19 protein-coding genes are annotated in these 21,901 nt (G+C 64.9%); 6 read left to right on the top strand and 13 right to left on the bottom strand.

What is annotated here, in order from left to right; all coding sequences use genetic code 11:
- Nucleotides 1-102 precede the first annotated feature (102 nt).
- From ACKODO_RS00680 to ACKODO_RS00665, 4 genes are all read right to left on the bottom strand, one after another.
- Entirely contained in the window at nt 103-441 is a 339-nt protein-coding gene (locus ACKODO_RS00680; RefSeq protein WP_408981532.1) for a phasin family protein, read from the bottom strand.
- 178 nt (nt 442-619) lie between these two features.
- Nucleotides 620-1,825: an efflux RND transporter periplasmic adaptor subunit gene (locus ACKODO_RS00675; protein WP_408981531.1), complete on the bottom strand. Its 1,206-nt coding sequence runs from the start codon at nt 1,823-1,825 to the stop codon at nt 620-622.
- A gap of 3 nt (nt 1,826-1,828) precedes the next feature.
- Complete coding sequence (locus ACKODO_RS00670; RefSeq protein ID WP_408981530.1) at nt 1,829-4,189, bottom strand: ABC transporter permease; 2,361 nt, start codon at nt 4,187-4,189, stop codon at nt 1,829-1,831.
- Nucleotides 4,190-4,192: 3 nt separating this feature from the next.
- Nucleotides 4,193-4,915 (bottom strand): ABC transporter ATP-binding protein, encoded by a 723-nt coding sequence (locus tag ACKODO_RS00665; protein ID WP_408981529.1) that lies wholly within the window; start codon nt 4,913-4,915, stop codon nt 4,193-4,195.
- Between the two features lie 206 nt (nt 4,916-5,121).
- Between ACKODO_RS00665 and ACKODO_RS00660 the strand changes: the two genes are divergently transcribed.
- The 3 genes from ACKODO_RS00660 (at nt 5,122) to ACKODO_RS00650 (ending at nt 9,996) form a co-directional block, all read left to right on the top strand.
- Complete coding sequence (locus tag ACKODO_RS00660; protein ID WP_408981528.1) at nt 5,122-7,674, top strand: cation-translocating P-type ATPase; 2,553 nt, start codon at nt 5,122-5,124, stop codon at nt 7,672-7,674.
- 62 nt (nt 7,675-7,736) lie between these two features.
- Nucleotides 7,737-8,810: an NAD(P)-dependent alcohol dehydrogenase gene (locus ACKODO_RS00655; protein WP_408981527.1), complete on the top strand. Its 1,074-nt coding sequence runs from the start codon at nt 7,737-7,739 to the stop codon at nt 8,808-8,810.
- Nucleotides 8,811-8,847: 37 nt separating this feature from the next.
- Nucleotides 8,848-9,996 (top strand): DUF3141 domain-containing protein, encoded by a 1,149-nt coding sequence (locus ACKODO_RS00650; RefSeq protein WP_408981526.1) that lies wholly within the window; start codon nt 8,848-8,850, stop codon nt 9,994-9,996.
- 539 nt (nt 9,997-10,535) lie between these two features.
- On the opposite strand, the gene ACKODO_RS00645 is transcribed toward ACKODO_RS00650, so the two are convergent.
- Nucleotides 10,536-11,402, bottom strand: a complete 867-nt coding sequence (locus ACKODO_RS00645; RefSeq protein ID WP_408981525.1) for a universal stress protein — start codon at nt 11,400-11,402, stop codon at nt 10,536-10,538.
- A gap of 197 nt (nt 11,403-11,599) precedes the next feature.
- On the opposite strand from ACKODO_RS00645, the gene ACKODO_RS00640 reads away from it, so the two are divergent.
- Nucleotides 11,600-12,430: an SDH family Clp fold serine proteinase gene (locus tag ACKODO_RS00640; RefSeq protein WP_408981524.1), complete on the top strand. Its 831-nt coding sequence runs from the start codon at nt 11,600-11,602 to the stop codon at nt 12,428-12,430.
- Nucleotides 12,431-12,481: 51 nt separating this feature from the next.
- Here ACKODO_RS00640 and ACKODO_RS00635 read toward each other — a convergent pair whose 3' ends face one another.
- The 8 genes from ACKODO_RS00635 to ACKODO_RS00600 form a co-directional block, all read right to left on the bottom strand.
- Nucleotides 12,482-13,096, bottom strand: coding sequence for a MarC family protein (locus ACKODO_RS00635; RefSeq protein ID WP_408981553.1), 615 nt, complete (start codon nt 13,094-13,096; stop codon nt 12,482-12,484).
- Between the two features lie 21 nt (nt 13,097-13,117).
- Nucleotides 13,118-14,863, bottom strand: a complete 1,746-nt coding sequence (locus ACKODO_RS00630; RefSeq protein WP_408981523.1) for an alginate export family protein — start codon at nt 14,861-14,863, stop codon at nt 13,118-13,120.
- Between the two features lie 8 nt (nt 14,864-14,871).
- Nucleotides 14,872-15,672, bottom strand: a complete 801-nt coding sequence (locus tag ACKODO_RS00625) for an SDR family oxidoreductase (protein WP_408981522.1) — start codon at nt 15,670-15,672, stop codon at nt 14,872-14,874.
- Between the two features lie 26 nt (nt 15,673-15,698).
- The gene (locus tag ACKODO_RS00620) at nt 15,699-16,700 is read right to left on the bottom strand and encodes a 2-hydroxyacid dehydrogenase (protein ID WP_408981521.1); all 1,002 of its coding nucleotides are present in this window, start codon (nt 16,698-16,700) and stop codon (nt 15,699-15,701) included.
- Nucleotides 16,701-16,747: 47 nt separating this feature from the next.
- Nucleotides 16,748-17,416: a trimeric intracellular cation channel family protein gene (locus ACKODO_RS00615; protein WP_408981520.1), complete on the bottom strand. Its 669-nt coding sequence runs from the start codon at nt 17,414-17,416 to the stop codon at nt 16,748-16,750.
- Between the two features lie 10 nt (nt 17,417-17,426).
- Nucleotides 17,427-18,194, bottom strand: a complete 768-nt coding sequence (gene hdhA / locus ACKODO_RS00610; protein ID WP_408981519.1) for a 7-alpha-hydroxysteroid dehydrogenase — start codon at nt 18,192-18,194, stop codon at nt 17,427-17,429.
- A gap of 250 nt (nt 18,195-18,444) precedes the next feature.
- Nucleotides 18,445-19,044: an SMC-Scp complex subunit ScpB gene (locus ACKODO_RS00605; RefSeq protein ID WP_408981518.1), complete on the bottom strand. Its 600-nt coding sequence runs from the start codon at nt 19,042-19,044 to the stop codon at nt 18,445-18,447.
- An 84-nt stretch (nt 19,045-19,128) separates the two neighbouring features.
- On the bottom strand, nt 19,129-20,187 hold the full coding sequence (locus ACKODO_RS00600; RefSeq protein WP_408981517.1) for a DUF1403 family protein: 1,059 nt from the start codon (nt 20,185-20,187) through the stop codon (nt 19,129-19,131).
- A 139-nt stretch (nt 20,188-20,326) separates the two neighbouring features.
- Between ACKODO_RS00600 and ACKODO_RS00595 the strand changes: the two genes are divergently transcribed.
- A complete protein-coding gene (locus tag ACKODO_RS00595) occupies nt 20,327-21,415 on the top strand; it encodes a tyrosine-type recombinase/integrase (protein WP_408981516.1) in 1,089 nt (362 codons plus the stop codon).
- Nucleotides 21,416-21,600: 185 nt separating this feature from the next.
- Nucleotides 21,601-21,897: a type II toxin-antitoxin system RelE/ParE family toxin gene (locus ACKODO_RS00590; protein ID WP_408981515.1), complete on the top strand. Its 297-nt coding sequence runs from the start codon at nt 21,601-21,603 to the stop codon at nt 21,895-21,897.
- Nucleotides 21,898-21,901: the final 4 nt, after the last annotated feature.

Here is a 21,901-nt window from a genome sequence, read left to right as displayed (position 1 = left end):
GATCCAGATGCTTCACGATAAAAATCCGCGATGGCCGCGGCCTCCCTGCTGCCCGAACCGCCGCGGCAACCGGAAGGCCGCGCGGACAGGCCGTTGATGCGCTCACGAGAACTGACGAAGCCCCGGTCCGACACCGGTGCTTCCTTGTGCCAACCGAACCAGGGTATTCAGGTTCCTGTGGGCGATCTCACTGATTTCATTTGCCTCTTCGGTCCAGTCGCGAGAGATGTTCTGGACGAGATTCCGCTGAAGCTGGGCGAGATTGGCGACGCTCGTAACCTGCCCCAGTTCACCGAGGAACGCGGCCTGCGCCTTCATGCGGCGGCTCATGAAATTCATGCCTTCCGCGAGGATTTCAATCTGGGCCTGCATCAGCCGCTGCGGCATGACCATCAACCCGGCGAGATTCTGCTCCAGCGCCGCTGTCACCTGATGCGTCACCGCTTCGGGGGATGCTCCTTCCCGCTTCCGATTTCCGCCATTGCTCATGGTGACTTCCCTCGTTGATCTTTCACACATGATACCAGAACGGGCGACCAAAACTCTGATTCATGTCAATTCAGGGCCGACACCGCATCGCGGCCGTCGGACGAGCGGCCCCGGAGGCACGATCCCGGTTTCATCGGCGCACCGTGATGCGGGCGCCATCCGCGAGCCGATCGCTGGGGTGGAGCACGATTTGCTGGCCTGCGCCGAGGCCGGAGAGAACCTGCGCCTCGCGCAGGTTCCTTTCGCCGATCTCGAGGGGATGAAGCTTGGCGCGCCCTTGCTCCACCACATAGGTTGCCCAACGGTCCTTGTGCCGGAACAGGGCGCCAAGGGGGATGGAGACGACATCTTCCCCATGCCAGACAGAAATGCGGACAATCACACGAAATCCATGCCCCAGGCGCCGGAAGCGATCCCGCGGCTCGAGCAGATCAAGAACGACCCTGACCCTCTGCTCCTCGATCCCCAGGGCGGAAACCTTCGTGAAGCCGGATGGTTCGATCCGGGCCACACGGGCTGCCAGCGCACCCTCTCCGCCCCAGTTCTCGATGCGCGCATTCCCGCCTTCCGCCACCCGCAGCGCATCGCGGGAGACAAGGTCCACCGCGATCTCCAGATCGTCGGTATCGCCGATCTCGAGCAGCAACTGGCCGGGCTGGACGACCTGCGCGCTTTCGACCGCAAGACGCAGCACGCGACCGCTCTCGGGCGCCCGGATCTCGATGCAGCAGGGAGTGCGGCCAGGGGCGTCCTCCCCGGGCTGAAGCCGCAGGGCCTGCGCCTGGTCGAATTCGTGGCGGCGCAAATCCAGCGTGGCCGAGGTGCTTGCGAGCGCGGCTTCCGCCGTGTCGACCGCGAGAAGGGCCTGCTGATGCGCCCGTTCGGTCACGGCCTGGCGGGCGAGAAGGGTCTGCGAGCGCTGCAATTCCGCCCGCGCGAATTCCAGCTGCGCCCTTGCCTGCCGCATCTGGGCAGCCGCCAGTTCCACGGCGGCTCGCGCGGCTTCGACCGCGGCCTCCTGGACCTGAAGCGACCGGAAATCGAGCAGCGAGGGATCGACCGGCTCGATACGGGCGACAATGGTCTCGTCCCTGATCACCGCGTCCCCGGTTCTCAGTTGCGAGCGGCGGACCTTGCCGAGCAGGGGCGCCGAGATCGTATAGACATTCCGCACGCGCGAGATGCCCTCATCCTCGACCGTCACCTCCATCGGGCCGCGTGAGATGACATGCACATCCACCGGCACGGGCTGGGGCCAGAGCGCCCACATGCCCGCCGCCGCGAGAGCCAGTCCGATCGCGACGACGGGCAGCGCGCGTGTCCAGTTCGGGGCCATGCCTCACTCCCGCGTTTTCAGCACTGCGACAAGGTCCAGCCGGTCGATCCGCCGCCGCACCACCAGCGCCGACAGAAGCGCTGCGGCGATCACCACAAGGCTCGCAAACCCATAGGCTTCACGCCCCACCACCAGCGGCACGCGATAGAGCTCGCTGGAAAACCCGAGCGCCATGCCGGCGGCAAAACCATGGCCGATCGCCCAGCCCAGAGGCTGCGCCACCAGGACGATGATCGCGATCTCGCCGATGAGCAGGCCGGAAACCTCTCCCCGCGTGAAGCCCAGCACACGCAGGCTCGCCATTTCATGCCCCTGCTCGGAAAGGGTGATGCGCGCGACATTGTAGACCACGCCAAAGGCGATCGTCGCGGCCAGGCTCACATAGATCGTGACCATGGTCAGAAGGTTCTGCGCCAGGGTGTCCCGGAATTGCCGGAGGGAGACGCGCTGGAGCGCGATGAAGCTCGCCTTGGGCAAGTGCTTGAGCCTTTCGAACAGTTCGGACTGGCCGGCGGCATCATAGCGCACATGAACGCCGCTGATGAGATCGGGCTCGCGCATGATCCGGTTCAGCGCATCGAGGTTCATGAAGGCCGTGAGGCCCAGATAGCCCTGGATCACGGTCGTGACGGGCACGAGAACCACGCGACGATCCCTTTCGAGAAGCTCCACCTCGACCACGTCGCCCGGCCTCGCGCGCAGGATGCCGGCCAGGGCATCGGAGAGGGCAATTCCGGGCCCATCGAGCGCGGCAACCCGGAACTCCTGATCCAGCACGCGGCTCAGTTGCGCATCGGGCGGCTTGCCGGCAAGCGCGACGCGCCGATGCAGCGGACCATGACGCAATTCGACAGGCACGATGCGATAGGGCTCCGCCGCGAGGATCGCGGGCAGCCGCGCGACATCCTGCACGGACCGCCGGGGCTGCTCCTCGGCGAAACTGATGGTCGCATCCTGGCGCTCGGACCGCTGAAAGGTTGCGTCGATCATGAATTCGCTTGCCCCGAAAACCCACAGCGTCCCGGTCAGGATCGCGGTGGAAAGGGCGATCCCGATGATGGCGGAAGCGGTTCGCAACGGCCAGCGCAGCAGGTGCCGAAGCACCATGCGAAGGCTGCCGGGGAGCCGGACCGCAAAGCGGAAACCGGAAAACATGCGGTGATAGGCTGGCGGCTCCGGTGGCGACATCGCCACTGCCGGAGGAAGCCGCATGGCCTCGAGCAATACCCGGACGGCACCGGCCAGACCGGAAACCAGCCCCGCCGCGGCACCGATCAGGTAGGTCTGCGGGTCCATCCGGAAGATCAGGAACGGGAAGTGGAAGAAATCCGCATAGAGGCGGGCCGCCCCACGCCCGAGCCAGGTTCCGACAATCGCGCCGATGAGGATGCCGGACACCGCAATGACCGCGACAAACTTGAGGTAATGCGAAAGAATGGCCGCGCCGGAATATCCAACCGCCTTCAACAGGCCGATCTGCTGGCGCTCGAGCGCGATCAGGCGGGCGAGGGTCATGTTCACCAGCAGGGCCGCGGCGATCAGGAAGATCGGCGGCGTGATGCGGCTCATCGCGCGCAGTTGCAGCAGCTCGGCATCGAGGAAGGCATGCGAGGTCTGGTCCTTGCGTCCATAAGCACCCCGGCCGCCATGGCGGGCGAGCATGGCGTCGATCCGTTCGATGACATTCGCCTGCGAGGCACCGGGTCCCAGTTTCAGGTGCAGGCTCGAAAAGGCGCCCTCGAGATCATAGGCTGCCGCCAAAGCGCGCTCGCGCATCCAGATGATGCCGAAGCGCCTGTCATCCGGCATCAGGTCCCAGGGGCCGACGGCGTAGATGAACTCCGGCGAAAGGGCGACCCCCACCACGAGAAGCGACCGCTTCCGGCCGTTCAGGATCGCCTCGAAGCTGGAGCCGGGACCGAAGCCATGCGCCCGGGCGAAGGGCTCGCTGATGACCACTTCCCCATCCGCGCCGGGCTGGGGCTCCCGGCCCTGGCGGATGGTGAGCAGATTGAGCCGCTGTTCGGCGAGATCGGGCAGCGAGACAAAGAGCCCGGAAGCCGGGGCCTCCATTCCGGGTATGGAGAGCAGGGCGATCTTCTCGATGCGCGGTTCGACAGCCTGAATGCCGGGAATGCCGGCGATCTCCTCCGCCAGGGCGCGCGGCGCGCGCGTCACCTGCGCGAAGATATCGGCAAAGCGGTTGCGCTCGTAATAGGCATTGCGGGTTTCGTTCAGGGAGGCATAGGTCCCCACGCCAAGCACCAGGGTCGCAACCCCGGAAGCCATCACGAAGGCAATGGCCAGAACCTGCGGCCAGAGCCTCAGGATATCGCGCAGGAGCTTGGCGTCGAGGACGGACACGCTTCACCAGCTGACTTCCGAGGCCGCTCGCCGGCGCTCGTTGCGGATGCTCGATGCGATCCGGCCATCGGCAAAGCGAACCACGCGATCGGCAATGTCCTGGATCGCGGCATTATGGGTGATGACGATCGTCGTCGTGCCCAGTTCGGCATTCGAGGCCGTGAGCGCCTCGAGGACACGAATGCCGGTGCGGGAATCAAGCGCGCCGGTCGGCTCGTCGCAGAGCAGCACATCCGGCCGCTTGGCAATCGCCCGCGCGATGGCGACACGCTGCTGCTCTCCGCCGGAGAGCTCGGCGGGGAAATGATCCAGCCGATTGCCAAGATCGACGAGGCCGAGCGCATCCTCCGGGCGCATCGGGTTCCGCGCAATCTCCGTCACGAGCTGCACATTCTCCCGGGCGGTCAGGCTGGGCACGAGATTGTAGAACTGGAAGACGAAGCCGACATGGTCACGACGGTAGAGCGTAAGCTCGCGCTCGCTCATGCGCGTGAGGTCGTGATCCTTGAACCAGGCCTCGCCGGAGGTCGGCGTATCAAGCCCGCCAATGATGTTGAGGAAGGTGGATTTGCCGGAGCCCGAAGGCCCGAGGATCACCACGAACTCGCCCGCGCGCGCTTCGAAATCGACGCCGCGCAGGGCGTGAACCTCGACATCGCCGGACCGATAGACCTTCGCGAGGCCCGCGATCCGGAAAACCGGTTGCTGGTTTGCTTCTGCCGCCATCGGCTCCAACGCTTCTCTCTCGGATCGAGCCTCTCCGCATCCTGCCGGCATGGCCATTCCGCCCGATGCTTCAGAAGGCCACCGGGGCCGCCCTTGCGCCTTGACAGGCATCAAGGAGCCTCGCGCCTTTGCGGGTGAATGATAAACTGAAACCTCGGGCTTGCGAATTCGCGGCCCGTTCCTCGGATCGGAGTGGAACTTTCGCGATGGAAAGGCCGTCGGGTCTGAGTTCGGAGGATGCGCGCCGGCAGCTTGCCCTCGATGGCTTCAACGAATTGCCGAAGACCGGCGCCCGGAGCCTCTGGCGTGTCTGCATCGAAGTCCTGCATGAGCCGATGCTGGGGCTGCTGCTCGCCGGCGGCCTCGTCTATCTGGCGCTCGGCGATCGCGCCGAGGCGTTGATCCTGCTCTGCTTCGCGATGCTCTCCCTTTCCATCACCGTGGTGCAGGAAATGCGGACGGAGCGCGTTCTGGAGGCGCTGCGGGATCTCACCAGCCCCCGGGCGCTGGTCATTCGGGACGGGCAGCGCCAGCGCATCCCGGGCCGGGGGGTTGTGCGCGGCGACCTCATCCTGCTGGCCGAGGGTGATCGTGTTCCCGCCGATGCCGATCTGGTCGAGGTGACGCATCTCGAACTGGACGAATCCCTGCTGACCGGAGAATCGGTCCCCGTCCGCAAGCGCGTGGCCGGCAGCGGAGCGGAGCCCCTGCCGCGACCGCCCGGCGAAAGCGGGCATGCGAGGGTCTATTCCGGTTCTCTCGTGGTCCGCGGATCGGGGCTGGCGACGGTATATGCAACAGGCCCGACGAGCGAGATCGGCCGGATTGGCGCCTCGCTCGCGAAGCTCGAGGGGGAAGCCCCGCGCCTTCGGGCGGAAACGCGCCGCCTGGTGAGGGTCGCGGCCTTCCTTGGCATCATGGTCAGCCTTGTCGTCGTTCTTCTGTATGGCATTTCTCGCGGAGACTGGCTGGCCGCGCTCCTTGCCGGCATCGCGCTCGGAATGGCGATGCTGCCGGAGGAATTCCCGGTCGTGCTGACGGTTTTCCTCGCCATGGGAGCCTGGCGGATCTCGAAGGCGCGCGTGCTCACCCGTCGCAGCGCCGCGATCGAGACCCTGGGTGCCACGACCGTGCTGTGCACCGACAAGACCGGCACCCTGACCGAAAACCGGATGTCGATCGTCGAGTTGTGGAAGGCGGGCGGAGCATCGCGTCGCCTGGGCCGGGACGAGACCGTCGGGACGCTCGAGCCCGAATATGCGAGCATCATCCGGATCGGGCGCCTGGCAAGCGCTTCCGTGCCCTTCGATCCCATGGAACGGGCGTTCCTCGCCTGTGCCGGGCCTGCGGCCGAAGGCGAAAATCGCCTCGTGCACAGCTTCGGGCTCACGCCGCATTTGCTCGCGATGACCCAGATATGGGAGCGGGAAGATCGTCGCACGAAACTCGCGGCGGCCAAGGGCGCGCCCGAGGCGATCATGCAGCTTTGCGCGATGGACGAGGGTCAGAAAGCCGAGATTTCGGCTGCGGTGGATGCCATGGCCGCGCGGGGCTTGCGTGTTCTCGGTGTCGCAGGGGGGGAATGGGAGGGGCCGGAACTCCCTCATGCCCAGACCGGGATTCCATTCGCCTTCCTCGGCCTGGTCGGCCTTGCCGATCCCTTGCGGGCCAGCGTGCCGGATGCCATTCGGGATTGCCGGCGGGCGGGCATCCACGTCGTCATGATCACGGGCGACTATCCCGTAACCGCGCGCGAGATCGCGCGCCAGGCGGGGCTGGAGCATGGCGTGGTCGTGACCGGTGCCGAACTCGACCGCCTCGACGATGCCGCATTGCGGCGCATCATGAGCGAGACCGCGGTTTTCGCGCGCATCTCGCCCGAACAGAAGCTCCGCATCGTCGAGGCCTTCAAGGCGCGGGGCGAAATCGTCGCCATGACCGGGGACGGGGTGAACGACGCGCCCTCGCTGAAGGCGGCGCATATCGGCGTCGCGATGGGTGGGCGAGGCACGGATGTCGCACGCGAAGCCTCGTCGATCGTTCTGCTGGACGATGATTTCGGTTCGATCGTCGAGGCAATCCGGCTGGGCCGGCGCATCTATGACAACCTGCGCAAGGCGATGGGGTTCATCATCGCCGTGCATGTTCCCATTGCCGGGATGGCGTTGCTCCCTCTCGTTCTGGGAATGCCGATCCTTTTCACGCCCATTCACATCGCATTCCTGGAAATGGTCATTGATCCGGTCAGTTCGCTGGCTTTCGAAGCCGAGGAGGAGGAGGCGGACATCATGGCCCGGCCGCCTCGCAAGCCGGAGGAACGGCTTGTCTCGGTTTCCCTGATCGGCTGGGCCGGTCTGTGCGGAACGGTCGCCTTCCTGCCCGTGGCCGCATTCGCCTGGCTTGGCGCCCGAAATGGCATGGCCACGGATGAATTGCGCGCGCTGGTTTTCGTGACGCTCGTGCTGAATGTCATCAGCCTGATCTTCGTCTTTCGGGCGTTTGGGGCCTCGCTGCGCGGGGCATTCCTGCGTCCGAACCGCACGCTCTTCAGCGTGCTGGCGGCCATTGCCGGCCTGCTCGCGCTGTCCCTCATATGGCCGCAAACCCGCGCGGTGTTTCGCTTCGCACCCCTGCAGGCCGAAGATCTGCTGCTCGTGGCATGGAGCGCGCTCGCCGTGCTCGTTGGCCTCGAAGGGGTGAAAAAGCTGAAAAACCCGGTGATCGGGCGAACCCGCGCCGCCACGAAAAGACTGACATAGCGCAATGCCCAGCCCGGCCGGCCGGGCTAGCAAGGCTTGATCCGTTGCAGGGAGCATCCCCCATGAAGAAGATGACAGCCGCCGTCTTCGTGGAGCCCGGTCGCATCGTTCTCGATGAAAAGCCCATTCCCGATATCGGGCCAACCGATGCGCTGATCCGCATCACGATGACGACGATCTGCGGGACCGACGTCCATATCCTGAAGGGCGAGTATCCCGTGGAAAGCGGCCTCACGGTGGGGCATGAGCCCGTCGGGGTCATCGAGAGGCTTGGCGCGGAAGTGAAAGGCTTTCAGGAGGGCCAGCGCGTGATCTGCGGAGCGATCACGCCAGGCGGGCATTCCCATGCATGCCTGTGCGGCTGCCATTCGCAGGACGGAGCAGGAACGCGTCACGGCTGGAAACCCATGGGCGGCTGGAGGCTCGGCAACACGATCGATGGCTGCCAGGCGGAATATGTCCGCATTCCCGATGCGATGGCCAACCTCGCGGTCGTGCCGTCGGCCCTGACGGACGAGCAGGTGCTGATGTGCCCCGATATCATGTCCACCGGCTTCAGCGGCGCGGAACGCGGGGATGTGCAGATCGGCGATGCCGTGGCGATCTTCGCACAGGGGCCGATCGGGCTCTGCGCGACAGCCGGCGCCCGGCTGCGGGGCGCGAGCCGCATCATCGTGGTCGACATGCTGCCGGTCAGGCTGGCCGTGGCGAAAGGGATGGGCGCGGATGTCGTGATCAATGCCCGCGAAACCGACCCCGTGCAGGCCATCATGGCCGCGACCGATGGCCGGGGTGTGGATGTCTCGATCGAGGCACTGGGAACGCAGGCGACTTTCGAGGCCGCCTTGCGTGTCCTGAGGCCAGGAGGCACGCTTTCCAGCCTGGGTGTGTATTCCAGTGATCTGACCATACCGCTGGGCGCCTTTGCCGCGGGCCTCGGCGATCACCGGATCATCACGACCCTCTGCCCGGGGGGCAAGGAACGCATGCGCCGCCTGATGGCGATCGTCGCAGCCGAACGGCTTGATCTCACCCCGCTCGTCACGCATCGTTTCTCGCTGGACGAGATCGAGAAGGCCTATGAGCTCTTCTCCCATCAGCGCGACGGGGTCATCAAGATCGCCATCACACCCTGATCCGACCTGAACCGCCATTCGCCGGCATGGAAGCACGATGAACCCCTGGGAGATCTGGTTCTGGCCGTGGTTCGCGCATTCCGGCGGTGCGGCGAGCGAGCAGCGCGCGAAACCCGCGGATGCGGTGGATGGCGCGCGCTTCGTGCCGGAAGGCGAGTGGACGACACGCGGGCGCGTCACGCTCGAACTGCATGAACTTCGCCTGCGAGATTTCTCGCGATCCCGAACGGGGCAAGCCGCGGTTCTGGTGACGCCCTTCGCGCTGCATGATGCGATCCTTGCGGATCTCGCCCCCAGACACAGCCTGGTTCAGACATTGCTTGACCATGGCTGCAAGCGCCTGTTCCTGGTCGAATGGGCATCGGCGAGCAGGGAGAGCCGCTACCAGACGATCGACAGCCAATTGGCCGCGCTCCATGTCGCGATCGATGAGATCGGCGGTCCGGTGGATCTCATCGGGCTTTGCCAGGGCGGCTGGCTGTCGCTGATCTACGCGGCACGATTTCCGGGAAAGATCGGTCGCCTCGTGCTCGCCGGCGCACCCGTCGACTTCGCCGCTTCCGCATTGTCGGGGGCCACGGGGGCCACGGCGGCCTTTCTGCTCGAGGCCGTGAAACGGGGCGGAGATGGCGTGATCCGGGGGGCCGACCTGCTCGCACTCTGGGCCGGAGCCGCGGACCGCATGGCCATTGCGATGCAGGCCTTGCAGATCACCGACCCGGATCGGGAAGCAGGGGGGCAACGGGCGCTGCGGAACTTCCTGCGCTGGCACGAGCGGACGCTGGACTTGCCGGAGGCCTATTTCACGCAGGTTCTCACCTTGCTCTACCAGGAAAACAGGCTGGCGCGCGGTCAGATGACCGCGCTGGGCAGGACCATCGCGCCCGATATGGTCGATTGTCCTGTTGCGCTCCTGGCGGGGGAAAGCGACATGGTCGCACCCCCTGACCAGGTCTTCGCGGCCGCCAGACTTGTGGGGGGAGAAGCGTCGAGGTTCCTGTTGCGCGAGGCCCGATCCGCGCATCTCGCTCTCTTCATGGGGAGAGACACCCTGGCCACGGAATGGCCCGCGATCGCACGCTGGCTGCTGGCAGGCCGCCGCGAAGCACGGAAAGGGCGCGCGCCGGGGACACAGACCATCGTTCCGCAAGATGGTCCCAAGAGCGGCAAGGGAAGCCGAGCCTGATCATCACGGATGTTCTTGATCATCGTAAATGTTCCTGCCTAGAGCGCAAACCGATCTGATTGAATCAGATCTGGCGCTCACTCTTCTTGTTCTCGCACCCGCTTTTTCCGCCAACCGGTATCCACTTGGCGGGCGGATGCTCTAGAGCGCAAACCGATCTGATTGAATCAGATCTGGCGCTCACTCTTCTTGTTTTCGCATCCGCTTTTTCCGCCAACCGGTATCCACTTGGCGGGCGGGTGCTCTAGAGCGCAAACCGATCTGATTGAATCAGATCTGGCGCTTACTCTTCTTGTTTTCGCATCCGCATTTTCCGCCAACCGGTATCCACTTGGCGGGCGGGTGCTCTAACTCCACCGCCTGGCGCAGCGAGCACCTGTTCGGACAGGGCCCGCAGCACTCCCATGCCAGCCGCATCTTCCTTGATGCGGAAAGGATGGGGGCCGGATCGCCCCGGAGGCAATGTGCTTCCCGTCTGTTCCTGCTGCGGCTGACGCCGATTTTCTCCTGCGGCGCAGGCCGCGCCGGAGCATGGCAGATCAATGCGACAGGAACAGCGGGACGGTCGGCCGGTGAAGGATTTCGCGCGTCACGCCGCCCAGAAGCCACTCGCCGGTCCTGGAATGACCGTAACCACCCATCACGAGCAGTTCCGCGCCCTGGAAGCGCGCCTCGTCGAGCAGAATTTCCGAGACGGGTTTTCCGTCCGTCGCAACATGCTTTACCTCGACCTTGACATCATGGCGGGCGAGGTGCCGGGCCATGTCGTCACCGGGATTTTGTTCGCGCTCGGACCAGTCGTCAGCCACGACAACGACCCGGACGAACTCTGCGGCCGCGAGAAGCGGCAGGGCATCGTGAACCGCCCGGCTGGCCTCGCGGGTTGCGCTCCACGCGATCATGATCGAGCGCGGGCTTCCCCGGAGAGAGCATTTCTCCGGGACAATCAAGGCGGGACGCCCGGAATGGAAAAGAACGCCCTCGAATTCGTTCACAGGCCTTTCGGCCTGGGCGTGAGGCCAGCCGAAGATCGCGCCATCCACATAGCGCGTCTGGCCTGCAATCACGCGCCCGTCATCATCGGCCATCGCCTTCGCCCGGCGCAATTCGGCCCGTGACCCCTTGCGCTGCAGCATCGCCTTCAGGGCGCTCTCCGTTTCCTGAGCCTCCCGCTCAGCCTGCTCCTGCGCCATGGCCCAGGCATCGCCGCTGACATCGCCGGCGAAGAATGTCGGCATGATGCTCACCTGCAGCGCCGTGATGTTCCCCTCTGGCGCCAGCTCCTCCGCGTAGGAAAGCGCATTTTGCGCAGCCGGGGTGCCATCAAAAAAGACGAGCATGTCCTCGAACGCAACCTTGGCGAATCTGGAATGACGCATCGCGCCGGCCCTGCTCCCGTTCGGCATGAAACCCTCCTTCCGACAGAGCTGAACGCTGCATTCTGTGCCGGAAACGTGCGAATTTCTCTGCGCCAGGTCAAGGAAAGCGATTTCCGCTTCTGCTCGACTGATCGATAGATGCGGGGAAGGCGACGCCCCGCGGGTCGTTTGCGCGCTGCGCCGCCCGGATGGGCATTCCCGGCCCTTCCGGCGAGGGAGAGCCCATGAGCTGGAGCGATGCAATCTGGGTTTTCCTGGCGATCTCGTTGCTCCAGCCGCTGCTGTTGCAGCGCTATCTTGATACACGCCGGCGTTTTCTGATCGCGCGGCTTGAAAAACGCCGCGGGTCCCGCGTCATCCTGCTGGTTCACCGGCAGGAGACGATGCGCCTGCTCGGCTTTCCGCTGCTGCGCTACATCGACGTCAACGATTCCGAAGAGGTGCTGCGTGCCATCCAGCTGACCGATCCGGACGTGCCCCTCGATCTGATCCTGCAGACGCCGGGCGGATTGGCGCTTGCGGCTCTGCAGATCGCGCGTGCCCTGAAGGCGCGCAACGCGCCGGTCACCGTCTTCGTGCCGCATTATGCCATGTCCGGCGGAACGCTCATCGCACTCGCGGCATCCGGAATCGTGCTGTCTCCCCATGCCGTGCTGGGGCCGATCGATCCGCAGATCGGGGAATATCCCGCCGCCACCTTCCTGAAGGTCGTTCAGCAGAAGGAGCCGGCCGATCTGGATGACGAAACCCTGATCAAGGCGGATATTGCCAGCAAGGCCCTGCGCCAGATCCGCGATGCGGTGGCCGGATTGCTTGCCGGGCGGCACGACGAGGAGCGGTGTTTCGAGATCGCAACGGCCCTGACCGAGGGGCGATGGACCCATGATTTCCCGATTTTCTCCGAATTCGCCACGGAACTGGGCCTCAACGTCTCCACCGCGATGCCGGCTGAAATCCTTGAGCTGATGTTGCTTTATCCGCAGCCGGTGCGCGGGGGTGGCGGAGGGGTCGAATACCTGCCGGGCCATCGTCACAAGCCGGTTGCCAGGCCCTGACCGCGCCGGCTTCACCTCGACCCGGCACGGGCCGGGGCATGAATCACGCCGTCAGGAATGCCCGAAAAGGCGCGACATGCCGAGGCCCGAGACGATCATCTCCACGCCCATCGCGGCCTGAAGCACCCCGAAGATCGCGCCAAGCACGATCAAAGGGGTTGGGCCGACAACGCGCATGAACCATTGTGCCGAGAGCATCGCCAGCAGGTTCGCCAGCATGATGCCGGTAACAACGGCGAGAATGGCCAGCCGGTCGACCATTTCAGGAAAGTAGCTTGCAAACAGGATGAGAATGGCGACGCCCATCGGCGTGACAATTCCGGGGATGGCGACAGGTGTCAGGGCGAGGACCATGCCGGGTGGTTCGGCGGGGGTTGATGGAGGCGCGCTGGCGCCAAAGATGTTCCGTAACGCGGTCAGCATCAGGATCACGCCGGAGGCCATGATCAGGGAGGAACGCGACGTGCCGGCCGATTGCATGATCTTCGCTCCAACGAAGACAGCAACAGCCAAGGCCAGAATGGCAAAGATTGCCGCGCGAACAGCGATCTTCCTCTGGAGGCCCGCATCGGCCCCACCCGTTGCTTTCGCGAAAAGCGGCAGCAGCGCGATGGGCCCCATCATGCTGAAGAGAAGCGTAGCCAGAAGCGGCAAAGGCACATTCATGTCACCCACGGGGAATTCCTCTCACAAGGACCAGTAGAGGCTGGCTTGCAATGTGGTCCAGTTCCGGGTGGCGCCGACATTGCGGAGCGCCTTGCCCGGAACAGCGATGGAGCCGATCGTCTGCAGGAAGAGATTGCGGTTGATGGCCCAGCGGCCGGTGAGGGTGAATTCCTGCCCGATATCGCTGGAGGTCAGGGTCGAAAGCGCCGGATTTGCTCCGAGATTGTTCCGCTCCGGGGCGCGCAGGATATGCCAGTCGAAGGTCACGTTGAGCGTCGGCATCGGCACGAGATTGAATTGCAGGCGATGCACGGAGAGATTGGAATTCGAGGTGAGCTTGCCGAAGCTGATGCCCTGCAGCCAGTTGCCGAGGCCGGTGGAAAGCAGCGGATCGAACCGGTTGTAGCTTGTGGAATTCGGATTATCGCCGCTGGCATAGGACAGGCGATAGGAAAGGCTCGGCGACCACGGCAGATACGCGGCCTGATAGCCGATGAGCCCATAGGCCGCATGGGCCGACATCCGGAAGCGCTCATGGTCCTGATAGGCGAATTCGCTCGCGAGCCAGAAGCCATCCGCACCGAATGGCCGCTCCCAGCGGAAATGCCCGGCATAGGTGTTGAGCCCCTCGCGCGGCAGGCGAACGCCACCGGGAGCGATCAGCGAGCCAGTGGATCGCGCCACGGTGATGTAGGTCGCATCCACGGAGAGGCCGGGCCGGAACGTGTAGCGCAGGTTCGCGCCGAGATAGCTCGCGCGGGAATCGATGCTGGGCAACTCGTCCGGGTCGATCCAGAACGCCTTGGCAGTCCAGGGGCCGAGTTTCGCATCGGCAACGACAGAAAAATCACTGGCATTGCGGGGGCCGAGATAAGTGCCGCCGCGCTTGCCGATATTGGCGTTGCCGCGCACGAAATGCACGAGCCAGCCATCATTCAACGTCACGTTCTGCCGCCCGGCGCTGATGTTGAAGCTGTTACCGGTTTCAGGATCGACATAGAGCAGGCCGGCATAGGCGCGTTCGAGATCGGTCCAGGTGCGGGTATCGTTGCGGTAGATGTCCTGCCCGATGGACCATGAGGTCAGCGCTGTCAGCGCGCCATAGGCATAGAAGGGCGTATCGCCAAGCTGCGCCGCGCCCGCGAAGCCGAGATCGGTATAGCCCTCGGTCCAGCCCGGCGCGCGCCCCGGTCGCTTCCGCGCGATCGGGCTGCCGGCCGTGAAAAGCGCGGGATTTCCGAACCACGGATTGAGATCCGAATAGGCGCCGAGACCGCCGCTGATGATCGCGGTGAAGAAGGCCCGGTCGCTGCGATAGAGCACCGGGAAGGATCGCGCGTCACCCGCCAGAAGCCCCTGTGCGCCCATGGCGGTCGTCGGCATCGCGGTGTCCAGCTCGATCACGACCGCGAGGCTTCCCGGCGAGCGGCCCGGCAAGAGGCGATGGCTGATCTGCCCCACGCCCAGCCGACCGCGCGGCGTGGCAAGCTGGCGCTCGATGAAGGCCCGCGAATAGCCACGCCCGACCAGAGCCTGCATGTTTTCCCGAAGCCGGGCCAGGGCTGCCTGATCCCGCGCCGGGTTGTCCGAGCCCCGCACGAGAACGACATCCACGCGCTCGATCGGGGCACCATCAGCCTGCGCGGCCAGGGGAATGGCTCCACCTGCCTGCTGCGCGACCGCGACGCCCGCCAGAAACAGCGAGGCCAGAAACAGCCAGGGCAGGACCGCGCATGTTCTGATGGGCGCAGGGCAGGGCGGGCGCATGCCGGCCCTCAATGCCCGAAGAGGCGCACCACGCCGCCGCCGCCATGGACATTGATGGTCTGCCCGCTCACCCAGCCGGCAGCCGGCGAACACAGCCAGAGGAAGGCATTCGCCACATCCTGCGGCGAGCCGGGCCGGCCGGTGAGATTATCCGGATGGCGCAGCTTTTCCTGCATGGCGGGGTCGATGCCCGCAGCGGCATAGCCCGGCGTCATCACCGTGCCGATCAGGATGGAATTGACGCGCACCTTCTTCGCGAGCATGTGCGCGATCGAGACCATCATCTGGTTCAGGGCCGCCTTGGCCGTGCCATAGGCCAGAATGTCATAGGCTGGCGTGGCCGAGGAGAACGAGCCGGAATTGGTGATGCTCGGGTTCTTCTCCTTCAGCAGATGCGGCAGGCAGGCCATGCTCATGCGATAGGCGCTGAGCGTGTTGAGCTTGTAGGAGGCGATGAACTCGTCATCGGAGATCGCGGTCGGGTCTTCGTGGCGGCCACCCCAGCCGACATTGTTCACGAGCGTCGAGATGCCGCCAAAGGCCGCGGCGGCCGCAGCGACCACAGCGTCGATCTGCTCCGATTTCGTGACGTCGCAGGCCATGCCGCGACAATCCGAGCCGGTTTCGGCAGCAATTTCCGCGGCGGTCTTTTTTGCAAGATCGCCGTTGAGATCGGCGATCATCACCTTGGCACCGGCACCGGCGAGAGTTTTGGCAATCCCCGCGCCGATATTCTGTGCGCCGCCGGTGATGATCACCTTGTGGTCGGTCATTCGGAAATCGGCGAAGGCATCGAAGGAGGAAGGCATTGGAAGACCTCGGGGCTTGGGGGTGATCAGGGAAGTTTCACGGTGCGATCAGGGTCGGGCCGGCCCGCCGCGAAATCGGTGGCGTTGCCCAGGGTCTGCTCGGCGATGTCGGTCAGCGCTTCCTGCGTCAGCCAGGCCGTATGGGGCGTGACAAGGCAGTTCTTCTGGGCGATCAGCAATTGAAGGGTGTCGTCCTGCACGATCTCGGCCGAGAGGTCCTCGAAGAACAGGCCCGCCTCGTCTTCGTAGACATCGACGCCAAGATACCACAGCGTTTCGAGGTTCTTGAGTGCCACGATCGCCGCCTTGGTGTCGATCAGCGGGCCGCGCCCGGTATTGATCAGCACCGAGCCCTTCCTGAAGAGCTTCAGCGTCTCGGCATTCACCATGTGGTGCGTCTCGGGCGTGAGCGGCGCGGTGAGCACGACGATATCCGAGCGGCGAAACAATTCGTCGCGCTCGACATATTCCATGCCGATCGTCTTCATCTCCTCGTTCGGGTAGGGATCGGAGCCAAGCAGCGAACAGCCGAAGCCCTTGAGGATCTGCGCGGTCGCCCGGCCGATATTCCCCGTGCCGACAATGCCCGCGACCCGCCCACGCAGGGTGAACCCCACGAGGTTATCCATCGAGAAATTGCCGTTGCGAACGCGGTTATACTGGTGATGCATGTTGCGCACGAGCGAGAGGATCATCCCCACGGCGTGTTCGGCGATGGATTCCGGCGAATAGGCCGGCACGCGCATCACGGTCAGGCCATGGGCCTTCGCGGCTTTCAGGTCGACCTGGTTGAACCCGGCCGAACGACAAAGAACCAGTTTCACGCCACCGGCCGCCAGAATGGCGATGGTCGCGGCATCGCAAGTGTCGTTCACGAAGATGCAGATGGCATCGCAGCCCTTCGCGAGCGGCGCGGTGGAGGCATTCAGCGGCGCGGCAATATAGGTGATCTCGTGCCCGTGCCGGGCGTTCACCGCCTCGAATTGCGGCTTCTCGTAGTCCTTGGCGTAGAACATCGCGATTTTCATGGAAAACTCCGCTCTTCTTGCAGATGATCAAGAGATTTGGCAGATGATCAAGAGACTTGCGCCCGATGGGGCGCCACGACGATCCAGAGGCGGATGAAAAGCGTGACCAGGAAGCCCGCCAGCAAGGCCCAGGGCGCGGGCACATCCTGCATCCGCAGAAAGGCCAGCAGCCCGCAGCCCAGGAACAGGGCCTCGATCACCCAGACACCCGGCCGCAATGAGCCGGGAAACTCGTTGATGATGATGTCGCGGATGATCGAGCCGAAGGCCGCGCTCATCGCGCCGAAGAAGGCACAGAGGATCCAGAGCTGCATCTGCCCCAGAGCCGTGGGCGCGACCTGCGGGCCCAGCACGATGAAGGTCTTCGCCGCTCCCAGCGTCCCCAGCGAAGCCAGCGCAATCGCTTCCGCGCTTTCCTTGATCAGGAAATCGCGCTTGGCGATGGCAGCCTGAAGGATACCGACATTGGCATAGGCGATGGCGAGCACGAAGATCGCCACGATGTAGAAGGGAAAGGCCACCCAGAAGAAGGGCTGCGCGGAAGGGCCAAGCAGGATGTCGCGCAAGGTGCCGCCGCCGAGCGCCGCGGCGACGGCACAGAGAAAATAGCCGAAGGTCGATAGGTTCTTGCCCTTCGCGACGATCATCGCGTTGATGGCGAAGGACAAGATGCCAAGGGTCTCGATCCAGATGAACCATTCCGGCCCGGCGCGCATCCGGAAATCCTCAATCCAGTTCCTGCACGCCGCCGCCGGAAACCGTGAGCACCTGTCCACTCACCCAGCTCGAGGCCGGACAGCACAGGAACAAAGCGGCATTCGCAATGTCCTCGGCCTGGCCGAGCCGGCCGAGCGGCGTGTGCTTGAGCATCGTCTTCTCGATCTCCGGCGTGAGCACCTTGGCCAACGCATCGGTTTTGATCGCGCCCGGAGCAATCGCGTTGACACGAATGCCCATCGGCCCGAGGTCGAACGCAATGTTGCGCGTCAAGTGGTTCACCGCCGCCTTGGAAGAGCCATAGGAGGCCATGCGCTTGTTCTTGTTCTCGCCGGCCATCGAGGAGATGTTGAGCACCGCGCCATGGCCCGCCTTCTCCATATGCGGGGCGGCCAGCTGCGTGAGGCGGAACAGGGCAAAGACATTGAGCTGATAGGCCCATTCGAAATCGCTCATCGGCATGTCGAAGGGCTTGGGCCCGCCGCCGCCGGCATTGTTCACGAGGATCGTGAGGCGACCGAACCGCTGGACCGCGGTGTTGACCGCGGCGACGAGGTCTTCCTCTTTCGTGACATTGCAGGCGATGCCGACCGCTTTTCCGCCCGCCGCCACGATGTCCCGCGCCACGACCTCGGCCGTTTCCGCCTTGAGGTCGCTCACCACCACCGATGCACCAACGCTGCCGAAAAGCTTCGCAATCGCACGGCCAATGCCGGCACCCGCCCCCGTGACCAAAACCACGTCACCATCGAGCCGAAACATGTTCTCGACGCTCATCCTGACCGACCCTTTCGATATTTCGACGCCGTTTTCTGGCATATGGATCGGGCTAAGCACAAGCGGGATTATGCTCAACTTGGGCGTGTCATTCCTTAAGCTACTGTTGGATATCGATCATTCCCTGAATTCTCGGGCAGAAGACCGCGATGCGGGGGCAGCTCCGGCGGAGCGCCTTCCACCGGGAAAAGAGGACGCGCCCGGAAACCTCGGAAGCCGATGCCGTCAAGCGGGCCTTGTCTTCAAGGTTTCAGATCTGCGCTGTCTCTGACGGGTCGGCCAGCTCGCTGAACTCCCCGATCGTATTCAGCCCGAAACGCTCCAGGAAGGCTTGTGTCGTGACATAGGTCGCGGGCGCGCCGGCTTGCGCGAGGCGCGGGCCCGTCGTGATCAGGTCCTGCTGCCTGAGCCAGGCAAGGGTGTCACGACTGACGGCCCGGCCGGCAAGCTCGGAGAGCCGTTCGCGGCTGATCGGCTGGCGACAGGCGATCAATGCCAGCACCTCCAGTTCGGATCTCGACAGATCGACATGCTTCCTTTCGGGCGATCGGCTCGCACCGCGTATGGCCGCGATGAAGCGTGGCCGGGTTCGATGCTGCCACCCCCCGGCAATGGCGACCAGATCATAGGGCCGGGCCTTCAGCTCATCGCGAATGTCGGCGATCAGCTCGTCGAGCACGCAGGACGCGCCCACCAGCCGCGCCAGCGCCTCGCGCGGAACGGGGGCGGCACTCGCGAAGATGGCCGCTTCGACGCGCCCCATCCATTCCCGCCAGCGCAAGTCAGGCGGCAGATCGGCGAGTTCGGCATCAAGCGGCAATGCGGTTTCATCTGCGGAACGGCGCTTCATGTCTTCGCCCCATCCCTGCCTTCGCCCCATCCCTGCCGCACCCCATCCCTGCCGCACCCTGGATCATTTCCGTGGTCCGTCATCTCACAGCCCATAGAGGCGAAAAGTCGGGCGGGGCGTCAGCAGCCTCAAGGCGCCTTTCGCATGGAGGCTCTGGCAGAAGCGGCGCGCAGCCCGATCCGAACGCATGCCTTTTCCCGGAGCGGCTCCGCCCTCCACGGCCATGCGCCAGGGCGCGACGCAATCATCGCCGAGGATCAGCGCCAGTCCGGCCTCTGCGTCGCGCGTGCGAAGCGTGCCGGAGGCGGCGAGCAGCCTTTCGGCGCGGCCCGCGAGGGTGAAAGCCCGTCGATGGGCATGGACCGCCGCGCGGGCAATCACCGCATGGCGAACCTGCTCCCATCCCGGCTCGCCGATGCGGATGCGCCGCCCCTCCTCGCTGCGCCGGAACGCGGGATCATGGATCGCGAGGAGATGAAGCGGCAAAGGCCGGCTCCAGCCAAGCCGTTCGGCAATCGCGAGATCCGCCCGAAGGAGGTCCAGCCATTCAGGGAGGCCGTCGCTTCCGCCGAGGCTCCCGATTTCATCAAGAACGGCACCAGCCAGGCGCGTGGGGCGCTCACAAAACCGGCGAAGCAGGACATGGCCACGCCCGGCCAAACCGGGCTCGTCTCCGGCGCGGGCGAGATGGAGGATATCGCGCAGCTCGGCCTCGTCACTCCGGGCATGCAGGAGACGCGAGGCTGCGACAGCGGCGTCCAGCGCGATCCGCATGCGCAGCGCACCGAGAAAAACGGGCTCCGCGCGCAGGACCCGGTCAAGGGCAAACAGCGCGGCGCCGGCGGCGAAGGCATCATCCCCCCCGTCCCGAGCAGGGGCGCCCGGCTCCGGGTTGGTGCTCGCCTGCCGCGCATGAGCACTGACGATGACCCATGGGGGAAGCGGTTGGACATTCAGAGGCTTGGCGGATGGCAGGTCTTCCTTTCCCCGGGCCTCCCCTTGGCGCGCCTCCCCTTGGCGCGCTTCTCCTTGGCGCGCTTCTCCTTGGCGCGCCTGCCCTTGGCGCGCCTGCCCTTTTCGGGCCCGCCCCTTTCGGGCCGCGGGAGCTTCAGGGACAGGCAAGGGGCGAGCGGTCGATTCCATCGATTGAAGCTCCATCGATTGAAGCTACACCATGACGGCGCTTGGACGAAAGAAATCCGTTCTTGCCGCCGCGCCTGTCTCGTCATTTTGATGTCCGATAAGTTTGCCTTATCGGACATGAATGGTCTAGGCTCCCAGAATGGCGATTTCAGGCGATTCAGACCCGAAATTCATTGCTCCCGACCCTGCGGAGAACGAGAGCGTTTCGGCGCTGGTCGTCTCGGCGCGCCCCGAGCTGTCGGCCGAAACCACATCGCCCGCCCTTTCGCGGCTCGCGGAAACCGCGCGCGGCTATGCGGCGAGCCGTTCCAGCAGCAACACCCGCAAGGCCTACCAATCGGATTGGGCGCTGTTCGCGCGCTGGTGTCGCCGCAGGGGTTTCGATGCAAGCGAGCCGTCGCCGGAAGTCGTCGGGCTGTTTCTCGCGTCCTCTGCCGCCGGCGAGGGCCTCGTGAAAGCGGCCGTTTCCACGATCGAGCGGCGGCTTGCCGCCATCACCACCACCTATTCTTCCGCCGGCACTCCCCTGCCCCGGCAGGACCGGCACATCACCGATGTCATGGCCGGCATCCGCCGCCGGCATGCCCGCCCGCCGCGCCAGAAGGAGGCGCTGCTGGCCGAAGACATCCTCGCGATGATCGCGACCCTGCCGAACGACCTGCGGGGCTTGCGTGACCGCGCGATCCTGCTGGTGGGGTTCGCAGGCGGCCTCAGGCGCTCCGAGATCACCGGCCTCGATTGCGGGCCAGACCAGACGACGGATTCCGGCGGCTGGATCGAGATCGTCAAGGATGGCGCGCTGCTCGGCATCCGGGGCAAGACCGGCTGGCGACAGGTCGAGATCGGCCGGGGCTCCTCCGAGCGCTCCTGCCCGGTTCACGCGCTGGAAACCTGGCTCAAGCTCGGCCGCGTCGCCCATGGCCCGGTCTTCCGCCGCATGGCTACGAAAAACGGCGGCATCAGCCCTGATCGGCTCGGCGACAAGCATGTCGCGCGGCTCGTGAAGCAGACGGCGCTGAAGGCGGGCATACGCTCCGACCTGCCGGAGAAAGAGCGCGCGGCTTTGTTCGGCGGGCATTCGCTTCGGGCCGGCCTTGCCTCCTCGGCCGGGATCGACGAGGCGCATGTGCAGCGTCAGCTTGGCCATGCCAGTGCCGAGATGACCCGCCGCTACCAGCGCCGGCGCGAACGCTTCCGCGTCAACCTCACCAAGGCGGCGGGGTTGTGAGGGCGAAAGCTCACGCCCTTCCCGGCCGGGATGCGGATCGCGGATCAACCGAACCAAACGGCCTCCGGCAAGCCGGGGCCAATATGCGGGGGCCTTCGCGATTCAACGGACAGACCCATGATCTAACCTGAAATGATCGAATCGGCAGGCCTTGCGAATTGACCCTGTGGGCGGTACATTGCCCCATGATCGAGAGCTTCCGGGATGAATGGCTGCGCGGCTTTTTCGTCGAAGACAGGCATGCCAGGCGCATTCCGGCGGATCTGGAGCAGCGTCTATTCCGCAAATTGCAGCTGATCGATGACGCCATGACAGATGCCGACTTGCGGGTTCCGCCGAGCAATCATTTCGAGAAACTCTCCGGTCATCTGGAAGGTTGGCACTCCATCCGCGTGAACCAGCAATGGCGGCTGATCTTCGAATGGGATGGAGACAACGGCCAGGCCCGCAATCTCTATCTCGACAACCATTCCTACCGGTGAGGTG

This window comes from Rhabdaerophilum sp., assembly GCF_046092605.1.
In the GTDB taxonomy this organism is placed as follows: domain Bacteria; phylum Pseudomonadota; class Alphaproteobacteria; order Rhizobiales; family Beijerinckiaceae; genus Rhabdaerophilum.
This window is presented reverse-complemented; position numbering and strand designations above follow the sequence as displayed.

Bases quoted from the DNA above. Each gene is read 5' to 3' on its own strand.
- ACKODO_RS00675 (WP_408981531.1), bottom strand. From the start codon at position 1,825: ATGGCCCCGAACTGGACACGCGCGCTGCCCGTCGTCGCGATCGGACTG.
- ACKODO_RS00665 (WP_408981529.1), bottom strand. From the start codon at position 4,915: ATGGCGGCAGAAGCAAACCAGCAACCGGTTTTCCGGATCGCGGGCCTC.
- ACKODO_RS00660 (WP_408981528.1), top strand. From the start codon at position 5,122: ATGGAAAGGCCGTCGGGTCTGAGTTCGGAGGATGCGCGCCGGCAGCTT.
- ACKODO_RS00655 (WP_408981527.1), top strand. From the start codon at position 7,737: ATGAAGAAGATGACAGCCGCCGTCTTCGTGGAGCCCGGTCGCATCGTT.
- ACKODO_RS00650 (WP_408981526.1), top strand. From the start codon at position 8,848: ATGAACCCCTGGGAGATCTGGTTCTGGCCGTGGTTCGCGCATTCCGGC.
- ACKODO_RS00645 (WP_408981525.1), bottom strand. From the start codon at position 11,402: ATGCCGAACGGGAGCAGGGCCGGCGCGATGCGTCATTCCAGATTCGCC.
- ACKODO_RS00640 (WP_408981524.1), top strand. From the start codon at position 11,600: ATGAGCTGGAGCGATGCAATCTGGGTTTTCCTGGCGATCTCGTTGCTC.
- ACKODO_RS00635 (WP_408981553.1), bottom strand. From the start codon at position 13,096: ATGAATGTGCCTTTGCCGCTTCTGGCTACGCTTCTCTTCAGCATGATG.
- ACKODO_RS00630 (WP_408981523.1), bottom strand. From the start codon at position 14,863: ATGCGCCCGCCCTGCCCTGCGCCCATCAGAACATGCGCGGTCCTGCCC.
- ACKODO_RS00625 (WP_408981522.1), bottom strand. From the start codon at position 15,672: ATGCCTTCCTCCTTCGATGCCTTCGCCGATTTCCGAATGACCGACCAC.
- ACKODO_RS00620 (WP_408981521.1), bottom strand. From the start codon at position 16,700: ATGAAAATCGCGATGTTCTACGCCAAGGACTACGAGAAGCCGCAATTC.
- ACKODO_RS00615 (WP_408981520.1), bottom strand. From the start codon at position 17,416: ATGCGCGCCGGGCCGGAATGGTTCATCTGGATCGAGACCCTTGGCATC.
- hdhA (WP_408981519.1), bottom strand. From the start codon at position 18,194: ATGAGCGTCGAGAACATGTTTCGGCTCGATGGTGACGTGGTTTTGGTC.
- ACKODO_RS00605 (WP_408981518.1), bottom strand. From the start codon at position 19,044: ATGAAGCGCCGTTCCGCAGATGAAACCGCATTGCCGCTTGATGCCGAA.
- ACKODO_RS00600 (WP_408981517.1), bottom strand. From the start codon at position 20,187: ATGGAATCGACCGCTCGCCCCTTGCCTGTCCCTGAAGCTCCCGCGGCC.
- ACKODO_RS00595 (WP_408981516.1), top strand. From the start codon at position 20,327: ATGGCGATTTCAGGCGATTCAGACCCGAAATTCATTGCTCCCGACCCT.
- ACKODO_RS00590 (WP_408981515.1), top strand. From the start codon at position 21,601: ATGATCGAGAGCTTCCGGGATGAATGGCTGCGCGGCTTTTTCGTCGAA.